Source organism: uncultured Stenotrophomonas sp. (assembly GCF_913778665.1).
Taxonomy (GTDB): domain Bacteria; phylum Pseudomonadota; class Gammaproteobacteria; order Xanthomonadales; family Xanthomonadaceae; genus Stenotrophomonas.
The window spans coordinates 176,448-194,723 of record NZ_CAJYVQ010000004.1; the positions used below are offsets into that span (position 1 = coordinate 176,448).

General features: G+C 67.8%; 21 protein-coding genes. 9 read left to right on the forward strand and 12 right to left on the reverse strand.

Annotated features, from left to right (window positions below; genetic code table 11):
* Window positions 1-195 precede the first annotated feature (195 nt).
* The 4 genes from QZ853_RS05605 to QZ853_RS05620 are packed head-to-tail and all read left to right on the forward strand — an operon-like array spanning window position 196 to window position 2,359.
* On the forward strand, window positions 196-699 hold the full coding sequence (locus QZ853_RS05605) for a tail fiber protein (RefSeq protein WP_295571289.1): 504 nt from the start codon (window positions 196-198) through the stop codon (window positions 697-699).
* Between the two features lie 14 nt (window positions 700-713).
* Window positions 714-1,244, forward strand: a complete 531-nt coding sequence (locus QZ853_RS05610) for a tail fiber protein (protein WP_295571290.1) — start codon at window positions 714-716, stop codon at window positions 1,242-1,244.
* A 30-nt stretch (window positions 1,245-1,274) separates the two neighbouring features.
* Window positions 1,275-1,808, forward strand: a complete 534-nt coding sequence (locus QZ853_RS05615; protein WP_295571291.1) for a tail fiber protein — start codon at window positions 1,275-1,277, stop codon at window positions 1,806-1,808.
* Between the two features lie 2 nt (window positions 1,809-1,810).
* Entirely contained in the window at window positions 1,811-2,359 is a 549-nt protein-coding gene (locus QZ853_RS05620) for an N-acetyltransferase (RefSeq protein WP_295571292.1), read from the forward strand.
* On the opposite strand, the gene QZ853_RS05625 is transcribed toward QZ853_RS05620, so the two are convergent.
* A complete protein-coding gene (locus QZ853_RS05625) occupies window positions 2,352-2,645 on the reverse strand; it encodes a hypothetical protein (protein ID WP_295571293.1) in 294 nt (97 codons plus the stop codon). The genes QZ853_RS05620 and QZ853_RS05625 overlap by 8 nt on opposite strands.
* Window positions 2,646-2,779: 134 nt before the next feature.
* Here QZ853_RS05625 and QZ853_RS05630 point away from each other — a divergent pair, with 134 nt between their 5' ends.
* On the forward strand, window positions 2,780-3,241 hold the full coding sequence (locus tag QZ853_RS05630) for a nuclear transport factor 2 family protein (protein ID WP_295571294.1): 462 nt from the start codon (window positions 2,780-2,782) through the stop codon (window positions 3,239-3,241).
* A 69-nt stretch (window positions 3,242-3,310) separates the two neighbouring features.
* Here QZ853_RS05630 and QZ853_RS05635 read toward each other — a convergent pair whose 3' ends face one another.
* From QZ853_RS05635 to QZ853_RS05655, 5 genes are all read right to left on the reverse strand, one after another.
* Entirely contained in the window at window positions 3,311-4,336 is a 1,026-nt protein-coding gene (locus QZ853_RS05635; protein ID WP_295571295.1) for an NAD(P)H-dependent glycerol-3-phosphate dehydrogenase, read from the reverse strand.
* Between the two features lie 20 nt (window positions 4,337-4,356).
* On the reverse strand, window positions 4,357-4,875 hold the full coding sequence (gene secB, locus QZ853_RS05640; protein WP_004153553.1) for a protein-export chaperone SecB: 519 nt from the start codon (window positions 4,873-4,875) through the stop codon (window positions 4,357-4,359).
* 99 nt (window positions 4,876-4,974) lie between these two features.
* Complete coding sequence (locus QZ853_RS05645) at window positions 4,975-5,412, reverse strand: rhodanese-like domain-containing protein (RefSeq protein WP_088023209.1); 438 nt, start codon at window positions 5,410-5,412, stop codon at window positions 4,975-4,977.
* A gap of 57 nt (window positions 5,413-5,469) precedes the next feature.
* Entirely contained in the window at window positions 5,470-5,898 is a 429-nt protein-coding gene (locus QZ853_RS05650) for a hypothetical protein (protein ID WP_295571296.1), read from the reverse strand.
* A 32-nt stretch (window positions 5,899-5,930) separates the two neighbouring features.
* The gene (locus tag QZ853_RS05655; RefSeq protein WP_295571297.1) at window positions 5,931-6,398 is read right to left on the reverse strand and encodes a YiiD C-terminal domain-containing protein; all 468 of its coding nucleotides are present in this window, start codon (window positions 6,396-6,398) and stop codon (window positions 5,931-5,933) included.
* 35 nt (window positions 6,399-6,433) lie between these two features.
* Here QZ853_RS05655 and QZ853_RS05660 point away from each other — a divergent pair, with 35 nt between their 5' ends.
* From QZ853_RS05660 to QZ853_RS05670, 3 genes are all read left to right on the forward strand, one after another.
* On the forward strand, window positions 6,434-7,243 hold the full coding sequence (locus QZ853_RS05660) for a uroporphyrinogen-III synthase (RefSeq protein WP_295571298.1): 810 nt from the start codon (window positions 6,434-6,436) through the stop codon (window positions 7,241-7,243).
* A 103-nt stretch (window positions 7,244-7,346) separates the two neighbouring features.
* A complete protein-coding gene (locus QZ853_RS05665) occupies window positions 7,347-8,324 on the forward strand; it encodes a uroporphyrinogen-III C-methyltransferase (RefSeq protein ID WP_295571299.1) in 978 nt (325 codons plus the stop codon).
* Window positions 8,325-8,330: 6 nt separating this feature from the next.
* On the forward strand, window positions 8,331-9,626 hold the full coding sequence (locus QZ853_RS05670; protein ID WP_295571300.1) for a heme biosynthesis HemY N-terminal domain-containing protein: 1,296 nt from the start codon (window positions 8,331-8,333) through the stop codon (window positions 9,624-9,626).
* A gap of 154 nt (window positions 9,627-9,780) precedes the next feature.
* Here QZ853_RS05670 and QZ853_RS05675 read toward each other — a convergent pair whose 3' ends face one another.
* Window positions 9,781-11,076 carry an acetyl-CoA C-acetyltransferase gene (locus tag QZ853_RS05675; protein ID WP_295571301.1) on the reverse strand — a complete coding sequence of 432 codons (1,296 nt, stop codon included), beginning with the start codon at window positions 11,074-11,076 and terminating at the stop codon, window positions 9,781-9,783.
* Between the two features lie 93 nt (window positions 11,077-11,169).
* Here QZ853_RS05675 and QZ853_RS05680 point away from each other — a divergent pair, with 93 nt between their 5' ends.
* Window positions 11,170-12,057, forward strand: a complete 888-nt coding sequence (locus QZ853_RS05680) for a hypothetical protein (protein WP_295571302.1) — start codon at window positions 11,170-11,172, stop codon at window positions 12,055-12,057.
* A 91-nt stretch (window positions 12,058-12,148) separates the two neighbouring features.
* Here QZ853_RS05680 and QZ853_RS05685 read toward each other — a convergent pair whose 3' ends face one another.
* The 5 genes from QZ853_RS05685 to QZ853_RS05705 form a co-directional block, all read right to left on the reverse strand.
* Window positions 12,149-12,781, reverse strand: coding sequence for a superoxide dismutase family protein (locus QZ853_RS05685; RefSeq protein WP_295571303.1), 633 nt, complete (start codon window positions 12,779-12,781; stop codon window positions 12,149-12,151).
* A 31-nt stretch (window positions 12,782-12,812) separates the two neighbouring features.
* The gene (locus QZ853_RS05690; RefSeq protein WP_295571304.1) at window positions 12,813-13,382 is read right to left on the reverse strand and encodes a superoxide dismutase family protein; all 570 of its coding nucleotides are present in this window, start codon (window positions 13,380-13,382) and stop codon (window positions 12,813-12,815) included.
* A 93-nt stretch (window positions 13,383-13,475) separates the two neighbouring features.
* Entirely contained in the window at window positions 13,476-14,924 is a 1,449-nt protein-coding gene (gene ntrC, locus QZ853_RS05695; RefSeq protein WP_295571305.1) for a nitrogen regulation protein NR(I), read from the reverse strand.
* Window positions 14,917-15,978, reverse strand: a complete 1,062-nt coding sequence (locus QZ853_RS05700; RefSeq protein ID WP_295571306.1) for an ATP-binding protein — start codon at window positions 15,976-15,978, stop codon at window positions 14,917-14,919. The genes ntrC and QZ853_RS05700 overlap by 8 nt, the downstream gene beginning before the upstream one ends.
* Before the next feature lie 172 nt (window positions 15,979-16,150).
* Window positions 16,151-18,196, reverse strand: coding sequence for a TonB-dependent receptor (locus QZ853_RS05705; RefSeq protein ID WP_295571307.1), 2,046 nt, complete (start codon window positions 18,194-18,196; stop codon window positions 16,151-16,153).
* Between the last annotated feature and the right edge of the window lie 80 nt (window positions 18,197-18,276).

Consider the following 18,276-nt stretch of genomic DNA (forward strand, 5'->3'; position numbering starts at 1 on the left):
TACCGGACTTTCCCACCGGCAATTACCTGCCCTGCCTGGCGGTCCTGCCACCCTGAATCCTTCAGCCCCTTGGGGGCAGCAAGCGGCATATTCTGAAACAAATGCAGCGCCTCTTGTCAAGGCACCAGTTAATGCGCGAGAGTTAACCGGCCGGCCAGGGGCTGAGTGCCGGCGCCAAAAACCAAGGGGATCCGCATGTCGCAGGCTTTTCTCGGGCAGATAATGCCCGTGGCATTCAGTTTTGCGCCCAAATACTTCGCCCTGTGCAATGGGCAGACACTCCCCATTGCACAGAACCAAGCGCTTTTCTCGCTGCTCTACACGATTTACGGCGGTAACGGCACGACCACGTTCCAGTTGCCCGACCTGCGCAGCCGGACCCCGATCGGCTCCAACAACGGCGCCGACATGGGCCAGACGGGAGGGGCGGAAACGGTGACCCTGCAGGTCAACCAGATTCCGCCGCATACGCATTCCTTCGCTGGCACGACCGCCAACGCAACCTCGCGCATTCCCAGCGGCAACGTGCTGCTCGGCGCAACCGGTGCGCAGAATGTCTACGGCGCTTCCGGAGGCAAGCAGGTAGCGCTCAGCGTGCTGGACAACGCCGGCCAGTCACAGCCGCATCCGAACATGCAGCCCTACCTGGCGCTGAATTTCTGCATCGCGCTCAGCGGCATCTTCCCTTCGCGCAACTGACCGGAGCTCCTGCCATGTCGCAACCCTATGTTGGCGAAGTCCGCATGTTTCCCTACAACTTCGCCCCGGTGGGCTGGCTGGACTGCGATGGCAGCCTGCAGTCCATCGACGATTACGACGTGTTGTACAACCTGATCGGCACCACCTACGGCGGCGATGGCGTCAACACGTTCGCACTGCCTGACTTGAGCGGCCGCCTCCCCGTGCAGCAGGGCACCGGCTCCGGACTGAGCACTTACGTGCTTGGACAGAAGGCTGGTACCGAGACCGTCACCCTGGCCGCTGGACAGCTGCCCGCGCACAGCCATGCGTTCAATGCGGTGGACTCGGCGGCCAGCGCCGCAACGCCCGGCAACACCCTGCAGCTGGCTTCGGTCAGTGGTGACACGATCTACACCACCAGCACCACAGGTATCGCAAGCGGCACGTTGGCGCCCGCTGCAGTGGGTTCTGCAGGTGGCAACCAGCCGCATGACAACACGATGCCGACCCTGACCGTGCGCTACTGCATCTCCGTCTTCGGCATCTATCCCTCGCAGGGCTGACGATCATCGATCGTCCACAAGGAACCCATCATGAGCGATCCCTTTATTGGCGAGATCCAGATGTTCGGCTTCAACTTCGCGCCGGCGGGCTGGGCAATGTGCCAGGGACAGTTGGTGCCGATCCAACAGAACACCGCGCTGTTCTCGCTGCTCGGCACCACCTTTGGTGGAAACGGCGTGGCGAACTTCCAGCTGCCCAACTTCATCGGCAACGCGCCCGGCGGCCAAGGCAACGGGCCGGGACTGTCACAGCGCGCGATGGGCCAGACCTACGGAAGCCCGAGCGTCACGCTGCTGCCGAACCAGATTCCGGCTCACGTCCACAGCGCACGCATCTACAACCAGCCGGAGCCGACCCTGCGCACTGGCATCCCTGCCCAGGGAGATGCGCTGATCACACCCGAGTCGGCAACCCTCCTGGCTGTCAATGCCACGGCCAACAGTCCCTATCCGCCGATCACCGTCGGCACGGCAGGCAACGGAGAAGCGCATGAAAACCGGCAGCCGTACCTCACGCTGAACTTCTGCATCTCCCTGCAAGGCATTTATCCATCGCGGCCGTAGACGTGCTGGCGGCGTTGGATTTTCCGCCTGCTCACGCGGCATGGTCGGCGGCGGCCGAAGCGTTGCTGCCGCCAGGCGTGCACTGGCGCGAAGCCCGGCAGGATGACCTGCCGTTCTTCCGCCAGCTGTTTGCCGAAACACGTGCCGCGGACTTCGCGGCACTGCCGTGGCCGGATGCGCAGCTCCAGGCGTTCATGGACAGCCAGTTCGCGCTGCAGCACATGCACTACACCACGCAGTATGCGCCCGCGCATTTCCTGCTGATCGAACAGGCCGGGCTGCCCGCAGGGCGCCTTTACCTGCACGACGACGGGCACGAGATGACGATCATCGATATCGTCCTGGCAAGCGCAGTACGCGGCATGGGAATCGGTTCAGGCCTGTTGCGGGTGCTCCAGGCAACCGCGCGGCGCGATGGTCGGTCCGGCATCGTGCTGCACGTTGAAAAACGCAATGCAGCCGCACAGCGGCTTTATCAACGCCTGCATTTCACTGTTGAAGGTGACACGGGCAGCCACCTGCGGATGCGCTGGGTGGCGGCGGTCAGTTGAACAGCGCCTGGTAGATGAAACCAGTCCGATCACGCGCGATCGGCACCAGGAAAATGCCGAACTCGCCGAGCCCGTGGTGGCGCATGGTGTAGGTGCGCTGCGGGAACAGCACGGCCGATTCATTGCGGAACAACAACGAGAACGGCGCGCGCATCTGGCCCGCAACCGGACGATCGGGCATCGGTGCCGCTTCCACCAGCACAAACGGCACGCCGGTGTCTTCGATCTCGGCGTTGAAGGTTTCGTTGAGATGCGCTGCAAACTGGTCCAGCTGGAAAAAGTGCATGTGTCCCTCCCCCGGTTGCTGTCGAGCATGCCGAAGCGGACATGCGCTTTCAACGGGTTCGGCGCCGATGCCTGCCGCGTGCGGATGGTGGATACTCGCCCTTCCGCTCACCAGCGCGCCCAAGGACCGAGTCCATGCGTATCTGCCTGCTGCTTTTCGCACTGTCCGGCCCGCTGCTGGCAACCGCAAGCCCACCCTCGGTACCTGCCGCCACCCGGTTGCCCGATATCGCCCTGCCCGCGCCACTGGATCGCGTGCTACGCGATTACGAGCAGGCGTGGCGCACGGGTGATGCCAAGGCACTGGCCGCGCTCTTCGCCGAGGATGGCTTCGTCCTGCAGAGCAACCAGCCGCCGGCGCGCAGCCGCAGCGCGATCGAGGCCGCATATGCCGGCCAGGGCAGCAGCCCACTGCGGTTGCGTGCGCTGGCCTACGCCGAGGAAGAAAGCACGGGCTACATCATCGGTGCCTACAGCTACGGCAACTCCGTGCGGGATATCGGCAAGTTCACACTCACTTTGAAACGCGTGGGCGATGGGCCGTGGATGATTTTCTCGGACATGGACAACGGCAACGCCCCACCGCGCGCGCGATGATGGTTTCCTCCGGCCATGGCCCGGCGCTGCCGGAAAAAAAACCCCGGCACGTGGCCGGGGTTTTTCGATTCACTTGAACAGCGTATCCGGGTATTCCGGTTTCTGTTCGCGTGCCAGCAGCGCACGCAATCCTTCTTCCGGCGTCTGCTCGCCATGCAGCACGGCACGCACGCGGTCGGAGATCGGCAGGTCGATGCCATGCCGGCGCGCCTGTCGCATCACTTCATCGGCGGTCTGCACTGACTCGACCACCTGGCCGATTTCGCGCACGGCATCCTGCAGCGTCTGGCCACGGCCCAGGGCCAGGCCCAGGCGGCGGTTGCGCGACAGGTCGCCGGTGCAGGTCAGCACAAGATCGCCGAGGCCGGCCAGGCCCATCAGCGTTTCCGGCTTGGCACCGATCGCAGCGGCCAGGCGCAGCATCTCGTTGAGGCCACGGGTGATCAGGCCGGCACGGGCGTTGAGGCCCAGCTGCATGCCATCGGCCACGCCGGTGGCCACGGCCAGCACGTTCTTCATCGCACCGCCCAGCTCGGCACCGACCATGTCGTCGCCGGTATAGGCACGGAACGCCGGGCCGTGCATGGCCTCGGCCACCGTCTGCGCGAACTCGGGCACGTCGCCGTGCACGGTGATCGCGGTCGGCAGGCCCTGGGTCACTTCCTTGGCGAACGACGGGCCGGTGACCACGGCCAGCGGCACGTCCTCACCCAGCACTTGGCGGGCCACTTCATGCAGGAAGCGGCCCGAACCGGGTTCGAAGCCCTTGGTCGCCCAGGCCACGCCGGCACCGGCCGGACGCAGCGGCGCCAGCGCACGCACGGTCTCACCGAACGCGTGCGACGGCGTCACCACCAGGATCCAGGCCGCGCCCTCCACCGCCGACGCCAGGTCGGTGGTGGCACGCAGGCTGTCCGGCAGCGGGATGCCCGGCAGGTAACGCGGGTTCTCGTGGCCCTGGTCGATGGCCTCGACCACGGCGGCATCGCGCCCCCACAGCACGGTCGGGTGACCGTGCCGTGCGAGCAGGCTGGCCAGCGCGGTTCCCCAGGAACCGGCGCCGAGCACGGCGATCTTGTCAGCGGTAGTGCTCATCCGTGACGTCGCGGCAGGGATCAGGCGTTGCCGGCCGGCTCGGAGTCAGCCAGCGACGGTGCGTCGCCCTGCTCCTGGCGCTGGCGCAGGGTTTCTGCGTACAGGCCTTCAAAGTTGATCGGCTGCAGGAAGAACGGCGGGAAGCCGCCGGCCTGGATCAGGTCGCTGACCAGCTGGCGCACGTACGGGAACAGGATGTTCGGGCACTGAGTGCCGAGCAGCACGTCGATCGACTGCGGGTCCAGGCCCACCAGGCCGAACACGCCGGCCTGCTTCACTTCGGCCACGTAGGCGGTGCGCTCGCCGGCCTGGCAGGTCAGGGTCACGGCCAGCACGACTTCGAAGGCGTTCTCACCCAGGCGCTGCACCTGCTGGTTCAGGTTCAGCTGCAGCTCCGGCTGCACCTGGTCATTGAAGATGGTCGGTGCGTTCGGCGACTCGAAGGAGACGTCCTTGACGTAGATCTTCTCGACGGTGAAAGCGGGGCCGGTGGCGGCATCGACCGGCGCAGCGGCGCCGTTGGTGATCTCTTCGGACATTTCCAGTAACTCCAATGAATGCAATGAAAACGAGGGTCGAACTACTGCGATGGGGGCGGTATCAAGGCCATACAAGGCCAGATCCGCCACCTGCGACGATCAGTTGCGGCCCTTGACCAGCGGCAGCTCGGCCTGCTGCCAGGCGGGAATGCCGCCGTCGAGCACATAGACCTTCTCGAAGCCGGCCTTCTTCAGCGCCTTGGCGGCGGTTTCCGAGGCGTTGCCGCTGCGGCATACCAGCACCACCGGCGACTGCCTGGCGTTGGCCACCAGCTTGTTGTCCGGGCCAAACGCGCTGGCCTGGGCATTGCGGCTGCCGGCAATGTGGCCCTTCTCGAAGTCACCGCTGGCCGACAGGTCGACCACGACCGTGCCGCCCGCGTTCATCAGCTGGGTCAGCTCGGCGGGCTTGATGCCCTTGAAGCCGCGGAACAGGCGGCGGATTTCGGTGACGATGATGGCCACGGTCAGGCCGACCAGGGCCGCGGACAGCATCGGGTTTCGGCCTGCAAAGGCCAGCAACTCTTCGTAATTCACTCAGGTCACGGGTCGATTAAGCGGGCGCCGATTGTCGCACAAGCCGGACGCGGCCCGTCACTGCCCCTTCCACAGGTCCGGCAGGCCGGCGGTCTGCCACCAGCGCTTGGCCTCCGGGTCCCAGCGCCAGCGCTCGACCACCACCACAGTGCGTTCGGCCTGGGTGTTCTGGTTGATCACTCCGATTTCGACCCGGCGTTCGACCTGGCCGCCGTCCAGCGAAGCGCTGCTGCGCTCGCGGTAGGACGACACGCGCAGCTGCGCGTAACGGTTGAGCTCGAACTCGGTGGGCGGCTTTTCCTTACGCTGCTTCGGGTCGAGATAACCGATGGCGTCGTCCATGCTGCCCCAGCGGATGGTGGCGCCGTAGGCGATCTGGGTCTCTTCCAGCAGCTTGCGCTGCTTGCGGCTGAGGTCGTCGGCCGAGGCCACGGCGCTGGCCAGCAGCAGGAGAGAGCAGATCAGGAACTGGATCAGGCGGCGCATCGGTGGTTTCCCCAGAACGTCAGCGTGCCATCCTACCCTTTGGCGAAGGCAACGAAGCGACCGCTGAATTCGGCAGCCGGCCTGCCATCGGCACCGGGCTGGGTGGCGATGATGCTGATGCGGGCCTTGCGGCGCTGGCGGAACGTATTCAGGAAGGCATCCCAGCCGCTGGCTTCGGCCGCTTCGGCGTGGGCGTGCAGGTCTTCGTACACCGGGGCCAGGTAGCGCAGGTTGCTGTCGGCCACGTAGACCTCGGCATCGTGCCCGGCCAAGCGCAGGCGCAGGCTGACCAGCGCCCAGCCGGACAGGGTCAGCACCGAGGCCAGGCTGCCGCCGAAGGCGTTTCCCTTGTCGTTGACGTTGGCCGCCAGCGGCGCGGTGATGCGCAGCACGCCGTCGGCATAGCCATCGAGGCGGATCTGCATGGCGCGCACCGCGGGCATGCAGTCCAGCACGTCCTGCAGGGCGGCCAGCGAGGAAGTCAGGGCATCAACGGACATCGGAGCAGCGACCACGACAACGAAGGGCCCGCATAATGCAGGCAATGGCCGACCATACGATACCCACTGGCGCCGCCGGTTCCGAAGCGGCCTGGACCTTCATTTCGCTGCGCCCGCAGGGCCAGCATGCGGCGTTGCGCCGCGCCGTTGCTGGGCTGGGCGGGCATCTGCTGGCGCTGTCGCCCTGGCGCCTGCAGCGCCTGCACGGCACGCCGGTGATGCGCCAGCTGCAACGCGCGCTGAACTGCGATCGGGTGGTGTTCACCAGCCCGGCGGCGGTGGCGGCGGCGGCTTCCCTGCTGCCGCTGGCCGACGCCCAGCGCAGCCCGTGGCTGACGGTGGGCGAAGGCACCGCGCGTGCGCTGCAAGCACAGGGTGTGGTCGAGGTGCATGCGCCGCAGCGGATGGACAGCGAAGGCCTGCTGGCGCTGCGGGTAATGGCCGGGGTGCAGGGCCTGCGCATCGGCCTGGTCACCGCGCCCGGCGGACGTGGCCTGATTGCCACGCAACTGCAGGCCGCCGGTGCCACGATTGAACGCGCCGACGTCTACCGGCGCCGCCTGCTGCGCCTGCCGCCACGCACGCTGGCACGTCTGCCGCATTCAGCGCATCCGTGGCTGCTGGCGGTAAGCAGCGGCGAAGCCCTGCAGCATTTCTGGCAGCAGCTGCCGGCATCGCTGCAGCAGCGCCTGCAGGCGCAGGCGATCGCGGTGGTGGCCAGCGATCGGCTCGGCGAACAGGCGCGCAGCCTTGGCCTGCAGCGCGTGGTGCGTGCCGCCGGACCGACCAGCGCACAGTTGGTAGCCGCTGCACACGCCACGCTCACCGTCCCGGCAGCGACCTGAACAGGGACGGGCATCACGCTTGCCGCTGTGGTCGGCAACAGTAATGCTGTGTACAACGCGGCCTGCCGGTACCAACCGGTGACACGGCCGACAAGGAAGCCTGATGAACGAGACCCCGCCCGTTTCCCTCCCCCGTCGACCTGCGCGTTGGCTGCTGCCGCTGGCCGGCGTGGTGGTGCTTGGCGCGGGCGGCTATGCCGGCTGGTACCTCTGGCAACAGCAACAGGACGAGCAACACGCGCAGGCGCAGACCACGGCCGTGCAGCTGCAAGGGCTGCAGGCCACGCTGGACGCACTGCGCCGCGACCAGCGCGCGACCAGCCAGCGCCTGCAGGATGCGGCCACCACCAACCGCGTGCTGCGTGACGAGATGCTGGGCCTTTCGCAGCGCAGTGCGCTGCTGGAAGAGAACCTGGCCAAGCTGGCCGACAGTGCCAACCAGGGCCGCCAGGCGGTGCAGCGCGATGAGGCCGAGCTGCTGCTGACCCAGGCCGCACAGCGCCTGAACTACGCCGACGATGTGGACGGCGCGCGCCGCCTGTATGCGCAGGCCGCCACCGCGCTGGCCGACCTGCCCGACAGCGAAGGCCTGAACCTGCGCCAGGCGCTGGTGCAGGAACGCGATGCACTGGATGCGCTCGGCGCGGGCCCGCGCGTGCAGTCGCTGCAGCGCCTGGATGCCTTGGCCAAGGCATTGCAGGGCTTGCCCTCGCAGGTGACCGGCAGCGCCTCGACCCAGACCGCCAGACCGTGGTGGCAGGCAACGCTGGCACCGTTCGTGGACATCACCCCGAGCCGCCAGAACGGCCCGCTCACCGCCGCCGAGCGCCGCAATGCCGACGATGCACTGCAGCTGGAACTGACCCTGGCGCGGGCCGCAATCGAACGCGGCGACCGCGCTGGCCGCGATACTGCATTGGCACGCGTGGATCACTGGGCACAGCGGCGATGGCCGGATTCACCAGCCCTGCGCGTGCAACGTGCTGAACTGAAGGCCTTGCGCGAGCTTCCACTGCAGGCCAGCAATACCGTTCTTGGCAGCACCCTGCAGCAACTGCGCACCCAGACTGACCGGAGGTAATCCCGCATGAAACCCCTGCAATCCCTGGTCGTGCTGTTGCTGGCCGTGGCCATCGGCGTGGTCGCCGCGCAATGGCTCGGCGCCGATGACCTCAACCGCTTCGGCGAAGTAACCCTGCGCTACGGCGGCTACGACTACCACAGCAACCTGCCGAAGGTGGCCCTGCTGACGGTGATTGCGGTGCTGGTGCTGTGGTTGCTGTGGAGCCTGATTGCCGCACCGTTCCGTGCCTGGGGTCGCTACCGCCGCAAGCAGGGCCGCGTGCGACTGATCGACGGCCTGCAGGCTTATGAGCACGGCCAGTGGCAGCGTGCCGAGAAGCTGCTGGACGGTGCCGCCAAGGACCCGGAAGTGAGTGGCGTGGCGCTGGCCAACGCCGTGCGTAGTGCGCAGGCGCGTGCCGATGGCCCCGCCGGTGAAGCGTTGCTGCAGCGTCTGGGCGAAAGCGATGCCACGCTGCAGGCGCTGCTGCGCGCCGAACAACTGATCGCCCGCGATCTGCCGGTGGATGCGATCAACGTGCTGGACGCGGCGGCGATCCAGCCGCTGCCGCCGCGTGGCCTGTGGCTGCGCACCGAAGCGCTGGCACAGGCCGGCCGCGCCCACGAGGCCTACGGCCAGCTGGGCGCACTGCGCCAGAGCAAGGTGCTGCCGGCCGACGCCAACAGCGAACTGGAAGCACGCCTGGCCGCACAGGCGCTGCTGGAAGCGGCCGACGTCAATGCGCTGGCCGCGCAGTGGGAAGCTACGTCGAAGGCACTGCGGCCGACCCCGGATGTGGTCGGTGCGTATGCCAGCCGTGCGGTGGCACTGAACTGGGACGAGCCCGCGCTGCTGGCGCTGGAACAGGCCCTGGACCATCGCTGGGACGACGAACTGGTGGCGCTGTATGGCCGCCTGCCGGCCGAACGCCTGGCCACCCGTCAGAGCAACCTGGCGCGCTGGCGCAACGTTCACGACAGCTCGGCTGCGCTGCGCCTGGCGCAGGGCCGCGTAGCGCTGGCCCAGCAGCAGTGGGATGTGGCCGATGCCTTCCTGCACGAGGCCATTGCCGCCGGTGCCGGTGCGCCGGCATGGGAAGCCCTGGGTGAACTGTTCGCGCAGCGCGGCGAACACGCGCTGGCTGCGCAATGCCTGGCCAATGCGCTGCGCCTGCAGCGCGGCGAAGACAGCGTGGAGCTGGTGCGCAACATTGAAGAACCTGCACGTGCCACGGTGGAGGAGCAGCCGACCGTGGCACAGCCACCGGTGTATGACGCCAACGAAGAACGCGACGAGTTCGGCAACCCGCGCTTGCCCTGATGGGCAATGCCGGCCGCTGGCCGGCATCCGCCGATGGATTTGGCACCGTGCCAGGCAAGCTGGCACCCACCAGAGCAACAATCCGAACACCAACGAAAACGCCGCCCATCGGGCGGCGTTTTCATTGCTGGATCCACGCCGTGCGTGGATGCGATCAGCGTTCGACGATCGCCACTACACCCATGCCGCCGGCGGTGCAGATCGACACCAGCGCGCGGCCACCGCCGCGCTCGGCCAGCTGCTTGGCCGCGGTGGCAATCACGCGGGCGCCGGTGGCAGCGAACGGGTGACCGGTGGCCAGCGACGAACCCAGCAGGTTGATCTTGTCCGGATCGATGCGCCCCAGCGGTGCATCCAGGCCCAGGCGGTTGCGGCAGTAATCCTCGCTCTCCCACGCACGCAGCGTGCACAGCACCTGCGCGGCGAAGGCTTCGTGGATCTCGTAGATGTCGAAGTCCTGCAGCGTCAGGCCATTGCGCTTGAGCATCTCCGGCACGGCCACGGTCGGCGCCATCAGCAGGCCTTCGCCATGCACGAAATCGACCGCCGACACATGCGCGTCACGCAGGTAGGCCTGCGGTTCGTGCCCGTGCGCGCGCGCCCATTCCTCGCTGGCCAGCAGCACCGCAGCGGCACCGTCGGTCAGCGGCGTGGAGTTGGCGGCGGTCAGGGTGCCGCGGCCGGAGACCTTGTCGAACGCCGGCTTCAGCGTGGCCAGCTTTTCCAGCGTGGTATCCGGGCGCAGGATGTTGTCGCGCTCGACGCCGCGGAACGGAGCGATCAGGTCGTTGAAGAAACCGCGCTCATAGGCGGCGGCCAGCTTCTTGTGCGAGGACACCGCCCACTCGTCCTGCGAGTCGCGCGAGATGTTCCATTCCTTGGCCATGTCCTCGCAGTGGTCGCCCATGCTCTTGCCGGTACGCGGCTCGGCCACGCCGGGGAACTCGGGCTTGAGTTCGGAGAACTTGAAGCCGGAAGTCAGCGCGCGGATCTTGTCGCCGGTGCTCTTGGCGCGGTTGGCCGCGAGCAGGCGTGCGCGCAGCTTCTTGCCGTACACGATCGGCACGTCGGAGGTGGTGTCCGAACCGCCACCGATGCCCGATTCGATCTGGCCCAGCGCGATCTTGTTGGCGACGGTGATGATGCTGTCCAGCGAGGTGCCGCAGGCGCGCTGCAGGGTGATGCCCGGGGTCAGCGGCGACAGGCCGGACGACAGCGTTGCTTCGCGGCCCAGGTTCCAGTCGCTGGAGTGCTTGATCACCGCACCCATCGCCACTTCACCCAGTTGCTGGCCGTGCAGGCCGAAACGTTCGACCAGCGCGCCCAGCGTACGGACCGACATGCCAAGGTTGCCAACATCCGAGTACGCGGTGTTCTGGCGGCAGAACGGAATGCGGACGCCACCGAGGATGGCGACGGGACGAGCGTTGGGCATGGAGATACCTGGCATGGATGAGGGTGTCTGCAACATGGCCTGCACGGCGGAGCAGGCATAATGGGGCCAAGTGTAGCTGCCGCCCCGTGATGGGCCAACCGTGGAACCATGAGCAAACCCGACCCCGCGATGAATGCCCTTGGCGTGCTGGCCCTGGAACTGGCCGGCGGTGAAATCCCCCGCCAGGCGGTACTCAGCGCCGAGCAGGCCGGTGAATTGGCCGAACGCGTCGGCCGCGACCTGGCCAAGCTCGTGCCGCAGGCCGCCGAGCTGGACCTGGTGTTCGCCGCCGCCCATTTCGACCCGGCCGAAGTGCTGCGCCCGGGCTGGCCGATCCACCGCCGCCTGGAAGAACTGCAGATGCGTGCCCCGGGCCGCAACCAGGGCCCGCGCATGCTGGCCTTCGGTACCGATGCCAACGGTGATGTGCCGCTGCCGTTCCAGGCCGATGCCAGCCTGGTGGGGGGGGGCCTGCGCGTGGTGCCATTCCTGCTGACCGGCAGCGACGTGGCCACCACCCATGCCGTTTCCGAAGCCCTGGAAGAAACGCTGCTGGCCAACGGCATGGCGCACGCCGATACCGCACTGATGGCACAGAACACCTTCGGTGCCCGCATCGAGCACGCGCGCTATTTCACCGTGAACGATCTGGCTGCGATGATGTCGATGCAGTACGACAACCAGGGCCTGGCCGCGCTGTGGCCGCTGATCGAGACGGCGATCATGGCGCCGGGCGAGGACGAATGGCTCAGCGCCGCGCCCGAGCCGTTGCTGCGCTACACCCATGGCGAAGCACGCATGGCGCTGTTCGACCCGGCCGGCTGGTGCGCGCACTACCACCACGGCAAGGACGACTGCGACCGCCTGAAGGGCATCTACGAGCAGTTCCTGATGCGCCAGCGGCAGATGGCGGCGGTGCTGGAAGCGCACGGCGTGCCGGTGCTGTTCGTTCACTGCGAAGCCGGGCAGGACGCGCGCGCGCTGCTGACGCGCTGATCCACATCGCCGGCATGGGCGATTGCCGGCCAGCGGCCGGCACCACCGCTGAAGAAGGACGCCGGCTTGCGCCGGCGTCTTTCGTTCTGCCTTACGGGGCCTTCTGGATCACCGCGCAGGCCAGGCGCGCGCCGGCGTTGCCGGTCGGCTGGGTCTTGTAGTCGTCTGCGTCGGCGTGGACGATCAGGCCGCGGCCGATGATGTCGAAGTCATCGCCCTTGCCGATGTTGACGTTGCTCGACACCGGTCCGTCGATGGTGGCCACGCCCTTGTCGTCGGCCTTGATGTTGGGCATGTCGCCGCCGTGATGCGGATCGGTGGCCACGTTGCCGTGATCCTGGTGGCCCGGGTTGAAGTGGCCACCGGCGCTCATGCCGTCCGGCGCGCTGCAGTCGCCCTTCTCGTGGATGTGGAAGCCGTGCTCGCTGCCCGGCTTCAGGCCGGTGATCTGGCCGGTCACATGCACCTTGCCGTCGACGACCCTGAAGGTGACGCTACCCTTGGTCTCGTTGCCCTGGGTCGGTGCCAGTTCAGCGCTGGCCGTGGCATCGGTAGCCGGAGCGGCGCCGGTGGCCGGTACCGTGGCCGGGTCAGCCGGTGCGGCCGAACCATCGGCCGGGGTGGTGGCCGGGGCTTCGGCTTCCGGAGCTGCGGGCTGCGGGTTGCAGGCCGCCAGGCCCAGCGCGGTGATGGCGGCGAACAGCGTAGTGTGGATCAGACGCATGCAATCTCTCCCTGGATGAAGCCTGCAGTGATCAGCGGACAACCCGGATCACGCCACAGGCAATGCGGACGCCGGCATTGCCGGCGGGTTGGCTGCGATAGTCGTCGGCGTTGGCATGCACGACCAGTGCACGTCCGGCGATATCGGTGGCGGCGCCTCCGCCAAGGGTTACGCCCTTGAGGTGGATATCGACGTTGGCGCGGCCCTGGGCATCGGCACGCAGGTTGTCGATGTCGCCCAGGTGGTGCTGGCCCGTGCCGGCGCGGCCATGCGCGGCGCCGCCAGGGTTGAAATGGTTGCCGGCGCTGCTGGCATCCACCGCGCTGCAGTCACCGCGTTCGTGGATATGGAAACCCGCCTGCTGCATCGGCTGCAGGCCACCGACCAGGCCAGTCAGGTGCACGCCACCGCTTTCGGTCTTCAGTACCAGGCGACCACTGACGATACTGGCCGAGGCCGGCGCCAGATTGGCTTCGGCCAGCTGGGCCACCGGTGTGGTGACGACCGGCGGCGGCGTGGGGGCGGTCTTCTTCGGTGCGCTGCCACAGGCAGACAGCAGCACCGCGGCGGACAACGGCAGGATGGCAAAGGACAGACGCATCGAAGACTCCTTGCAGGTGACACTAGGGGTTGCATCGTCCATGAACGATCAACGGTTCGGCAAGCGCGCGCGAGGACCGCGTGCAGGGGGTGTTCAATGCCCCCCGCGGCGGCGGCCGGCACCGAGCTTGCGGGTGAGAGTATTGCGGCCAAGACCCAGGCGCGCGGCGGCCTCGGCGCGGCGGCCATGGGTAATCTGCAGCGCGGCCTCCAGCAGGGCATGGTCGACCCGCTCGCGCACCTGCGCGTGCAGCCCTTCGGCGCCTTCGGCCAGCTGTCGGCGTGCCCATTCGGCCAGCAGCGTTTCCCACTGCCCCGGGTCGGCCCCGGCCGCATGAGTGCGACGGCCACGCTTGCGGTTGAGCGCGGTATCGACATCAGCCACGCCGATGGTCTCGGCCGCCGCCAGCGCGGACATCCGCCAGCACACGTTTTCCAGCTCGCGCACGTTGCCCGGCCAGTCATGCTCGCGCAGGGCCTGCAGGGCGGCGGCGGTGAGCCGTTTCGGCGGCGTGTCCAGCTTGTGCGCGGCCGCCGCCAGGAAGGTGCTGGCCAGCTGCGCGATGTCTTCGCGGCGTTCGCGCAATGGCGGCAACTGCAGGCGCACCACGTCCAGGCGATGCAGCAGGTCGGCGCGGAATCTTCCCTGCGCCACCAGCCCTTCCAGGTCCTGGTGGGTCGCCGCGACCACGCGCACATCCACGCGGATCAGCTCGCGGCCACCGACGCGGAAGAACTCGCCCTGCGCCAGCACGCGCAGCAGGCGGGTCTGCAGCGGCAACGGCATGTCGCCGATCTCATCGAGGAACAGCGTGCCGCCGTCGGCCTGCTCGAAACGGCCGGTATGGCGACGCTGTGCGCCGGTGAAGGCACCGGCCTCGTGGCCGAACAGCTCGCTTTCCAGCAGCTCGGACGGGATTGCGGCGGTATTGAGTGCGACGAACGGCCCATGCGCTCGCGGTGATTCGCGATGCAGTGCATTGGCCACCAGCTCCTTGCCGGTGCCGGTCTCGCCGGTGATCAGCACCGCCAGCGGCGCCTGTGCCAGGCGACCGATGGCGCGGAACAGCGCGCGCATCGGCGGCGTATCGCCAACCAGCTGCGGCGGCTCGTCGCTGCGCGTTTCCGCGGCGGGCGTGGGCGCGGCCAGTGCCGGTGCTACCGCCGGCAGCACACGCTGCGCCAGCGCCACCGCATCGTCCAGGTCGAACGGTTTGGACAGGAATTCATGCGCGCCGCCACGGAACGCACCGGCGGTGCTGGCCACATCGGTGTAGGCCGACATCACCACCACCGGCAGCTGCGGCAGCGCGGCTTTCAGCTTGTCCAGCAGCACCAGGCCATCGTCGCCGGGCATGCGCACATCGGTGAACAGCAGCGCCGGCGGGGGGCCCTCGTGCAATGCCTGCAATGCGGGCGCGGCGCTGTCGAAGTCAACAACCTGGTAGCCCGCCTCGCGCAGCGCGGTGCACAGTACGAAGCGCACGGCACGGTCGTCGTCGACCACCCAGATGCGCTGCGCGGCAATGGAAGATTCAGACATCGCGCGGGGCCTCCTCGGCCGGGGCGGCGCCGTTGCCGATCGGCAGCAGCAGAGTGAACACGGTGTGGCCCGGGCGCGAGCGGTAGGTCAGCGTGCCGCGATGCTCCCGCGCCACCTGCTGCGCCAGCGCCAGGCCCAACCCGGTGCCCTCGGCGCGGCCACTGACCAGCGGCAGGAACAGGTGCTCGGCCAGTTCTTCGGGCACGCCACGGCCGTCATCGGCGATCTCCAGGCGCAGCGCCAGGGTATGCAGCTGTTCGGCCACGCGCACGCCATGCTCCACGCGGGTGCGCAGGGTGATGTTGCCAGCGCCGGCCTGGATCGCATTGCGCACCAGGTTCCACACCGCCTGGGTGAGGCGGTCGGCATCACCGTGGAATTCGGGAATGCTCGGGTCGTAGTCGCGCTGCAGGCGGACCGCCCAGCCGGCCTCGTTCTCGGCCAGGCGCAGAACGCGTTCCAGCGCGGCATGGATGTTCAGTTCGGCATGCGGCGCGGCCGGGGCCGGCGACAGCAGCTGGTCGAGCAGACCGTTGAGGCGCTCGATCTCCGACCCGATCAGTTCGATCAGTTCGCGTTCGCTGGCATCGCGCTGGGCCGCGCGGCGGGCCAGAAGCTGGGCCGCGCCCTTCAACCCGGCCAGCGGATTACGCAGCTCATGGGCCAGCCCCTTCAGCGCCGCGCTGAGCGCGCTGGGCAGGGCCTGGGTCGGGTCGAGCCCGGGGAATTCATCGACCGGATGCGCCTCCAGCAGCCAGCCACCGTCATCGCGACGGCTCATCCAGCCCTCGGCGAAGCGCGGGGCCTCGCCGGGCACCGCCAGCGCCAGCCGGTTCAGGCGCAGGCTGTCGCGCTCATCGCGGGCCAGGAAATGGGCCAGTGCCTCGCCCTGCACTTCCAGCGCGGCCAATGGGCGACCCAGCAGCCGCCGGGCGCTGACGCCCAGCCAGCGGGCGAACGCCGGATTGCAGCCGGCGATGCAGCCATCGGCCCCGGCCCAGGCCAGCGGCGTGCCCAGGGCATCGAGGGACGGCGGGGGAGAGGGGTCGGACATTGCACCAATGTAGTGCAAAACGCGGGGTTCGGGGTCAGAGCCCTTTCCTCGCGGAAAGGGATCTGACCGCGTGCGCTGCGGGGTCCGGGGTCGGATCCCTTTCCGCCTGGAAAGGGCTCTGACCCCCTGCCGCAGGTCGAGCAAGCTCGACCACGACCACATGCGTGGCCGGTTACAGCTTCATGTTGAGGCCGACGAACACGCTGCGGCCCGGCGCCGGCGAGAACATCGGGCGGGCGCTGTCCCAGAAGAAGCTGTCGTACCAGGCGTAGGCGTACTCGCGGCCGGTCACGTTCTTCAGCTGCAGGTCCACGCTGAAACGCGGGGTGAGCTGATAGGCAGCACTGAGGTCGAGCACGGCGAAACCACCGAACTTGCCGGCCACGTTGCGCTCTTCCAGGTAGTAATCGCCCTGTGCACGTGCCTGCAGGCCCAACCGCAGCGCATCACAGGCGCGGTAATCCACACCCAGGTTGCTGATATGGCGCGGGGTGGCGGCTACTTCGCGGCCCTGCAGTGAAATGCTGGCATCGCGGTCGTCGCGGGTGATCTTCGCTTCCTGGTAGGCGTGCGACGCCCACACCGTCCAGTCTTCGCCCAGCTGCAGGCTCAGCTGCGCATCCACGCCGCGCCGGCGGGTCTTGCCCAGGGTGACCGTGGTGCCGGTGGCTGGCATGTTGGACACCTCGTTTTCCGCATCCTGCTGCCACACCGCCAGGCGTGCCTGGCTTCCCGCGAACGGCTGGAACTTCAGGCCCAGCTCCATGCCGGTGTTGGTGGACGGCTGCAAGGGCGCCTGCCCCGGGGTGAGGTAGGCCGGTGCGGTGGAGCCGGTCAGCACCTGGAAGGTGCGGCCCCAGTTCGCGTAGACGTGGGTGGTCTGGCCCAGGGTGTGGATGATGCTCAGCTTGGGCTGGCCGATGCTGCCGTAATCCTGCAGGCGGCCGCTGAGGCCGTTCATCAGGTGGGTGCGGCCACTGAAACGGTCGACGCGGTAGGCCGGCACGATCTTCCAGGCCTCGACGGGCTGGTAGACGGCCTGCACGTAGGCGCCCCAGTTGTCGAAGCTGTGGCGATCATTGTTCTGCACCCGCGCGGGGGGCTGGCTGAAATCGGTGGGTTCAGCGTAGGCGTAGCGCTCGCGGAGGTAGCCGTTGTCCTGCTGCTCGTAGTTCAGGCCACCCTCGACGGTGAGCGTGGGGCTGGCCTGCCAAGTGAGCGTGCTGAGCAGGCCATGCTGCCGCTCGTCCCATACGCGGCGCTGGCGCGGCAGGTTGCCGGTGGGGAGGTCGCTGAAGGTCACGCGACGGTCGTCTTCGTAGCGGTTGTAGTACAGGCGGGTGCCGAAGGTGATTGTGTCGGACAGTTTCATGTCCAGGTGCACGGCAAGCTGGCGCATGTCGCGGTCATCGCCATCGTTGCCGTTGCGCAGGTCGCTGCCACGGCGGTGCGTGCGCAGCTCGTCGGCGGTCATGAAGCCGGGTTCGTCGGCTTCGTGGTGGTACGCACGGGCGGTCAGGCCCACGCGCAGGCCGTCGTCCAGCGAGCCGTAGAACCACTTGCCGCCCAGCGAATATTTCTTCGAGGTGTCGTGGTCGCGGTAGCCGTCGCTGGCCTGGGTGCCGACGAAATAGTTCTGCGCGAAGCCATTGGCTTCACGGCCGACTGCCAGCTGCGCATCGCGGGTGTTATAGCTGCCGTAGGCCAGGCGCGCATCGGTGTAGCTGCCCCCCTGGCGCGTACCGAAGTTCACGTTGCCGCCGATGTTGTGCAGGCCATAGCGCGGATCGTTGGTACCGCGCACTACTTCGATGTAGCTGATGTCCAACGGGAACAGCATGTCGATGAAGCGCTGGTTGCCGCTGTTGACGTTGCTGGGGATGCCGTCGATCAGCGTCTTGATGGCGTTGAGGTAGCCCTCGCCGTTGAAGGCGCGGAAGCTGACCTTGCCCGATTCGGCGCCCTGCCGGGTTTCGGTGAGCTGGATGCCGGGCATCTGCCCGAGCAATTCCCAGCTGTGCGAGACGTTGCGGTTTTCGATCTGGTCTGCACCCAGCACGTCCACCGAGGTCAGCACCTGGTGCGCACTGAGCTGGCCTTCGCCGTGCTGGTGTACCTGCACCTTGCCGAGGGTGAGCGCGGCGTCGGCAGACTGTGCGAGTGCTTCAGGGGCGAACGGTGCGGCCGCGAGGGCGGCCACCAGGGTGGGAGTCTTCATGGGAAGGGGCGTATACGGTGAAATGTAATCATATAACATTTCACGCGCCCGATTTTTGCGGCGTCGAGCAAGGCTCGGCG

Coding starts and splice junctions, on each gene's coding strand:
- QZ853_RS05705 (WP_295571307.1), bottom strand. CDS start 18,196: ATGAAGACTCCCACCCTGGTGGCCGCCCTCGCGGCCGCACCGTTCGCC.
- QZ853_RS05670 (WP_295571300.1), top strand. CDS start 8,331: ATGAAACCCCTGCAATCCCTGGTCGTGCTGTTGCTGGCCGTGGCCATC.
- QZ853_RS05660 (WP_295571298.1), top strand. CDS start 6,434: ATGCAGGCAATGGCCGACCATACGATACCCACTGGCGCCGCCGGTTCC.
- QZ853_RS05655 (WP_295571297.1), bottom strand. CDS start 6,398: ATGTCCGTTGATGCCCTGACTTCCTCGCTGGCCGCCCTGCAGGACGTG.
- QZ853_RS05605 (WP_295571289.1), top strand. CDS start 196: ATGTCGCAGGCTTTTCTCGGGCAGATAATGCCCGTGGCATTCAGTTTT.
- QZ853_RS05650 (WP_295571296.1), bottom strand. CDS start 5,898: ATGCGCCGCCTGATCCAGTTCCTGATCTGCTCTCTCCTGCTGCTGGCC.
- QZ853_RS05700 (WP_295571306.1), bottom strand. CDS start 15,978: ATGTCCGACCCCTCTCCCCCGCCGTCCCTCGATGCCCTGGGCACGCCG.
- QZ853_RS05630 (WP_295571294.1), top strand. CDS start 2,780: ATGCGTATCTGCCTGCTGCTTTTCGCACTGTCCGGCCCGCTGCTGGCA.
- QZ853_RS05615 (WP_295571291.1), top strand. CDS start 1,275: ATGAGCGATCCCTTTATTGGCGAGATCCAGATGTTCGGCTTCAACTTC.
- secB (WP_004153553.1), bottom strand. CDS start 4,875: ATGTCCGAAGAGATCACCAACGGCGCCGCTGCGCCGGTCGATGCCGCC.
- QZ853_RS05665 (WP_295571299.1), top strand. CDS start 7,347: ATGAACGAGACCCCGCCCGTTTCCCTCCCCCGTCGACCTGCGCGTTGG.
- QZ853_RS05675 (WP_295571301.1), bottom strand. CDS start 11,076: ATGCCAGGTATCTCCATGCCCAACGCTCGTCCCGTCGCCATCCTCGGT.
- QZ853_RS05610 (WP_295571290.1), top strand. CDS start 714: ATGTCGCAACCCTATGTTGGCGAAGTCCGCATGTTTCCCTACAACTTC.
- ntrC (WP_295571305.1), bottom strand. CDS start 14,924: ATGTCTGAATCTTCCATTGCCGCGCAGCGCATCTGGGTGGTCGACGAC.
- QZ853_RS05690 (WP_295571304.1), bottom strand. CDS start 13,382: ATGCGTCTGTCCTTTGCCATCCTGCCGTTGTCCGCCGCGGTGCTGCTG.
- QZ853_RS05625 (WP_295571293.1), bottom strand. CDS start 2,645: ATGCACTTTTTCCAGCTGGACCAGTTTGCAGCGCATCTCAACGAAACC.
- QZ853_RS05680 (WP_295571302.1), top strand. CDS start 11,170: ATGAGCAAACCCGACCCCGCGATGAATGCCCTTGGCGTGCTGGCCCTG.
- QZ853_RS05685 (WP_295571303.1), bottom strand. CDS start 12,781: ATGCGTCTGATCCACACTACGCTGTTCGCCGCCATCACCGCGCTGGGC.
- QZ853_RS05635 (WP_295571295.1), bottom strand. CDS start 4,336: ATGAGCACTACCGCTGACAAGATCGCCGTGCTCGGCGCCGGTTCCTGG.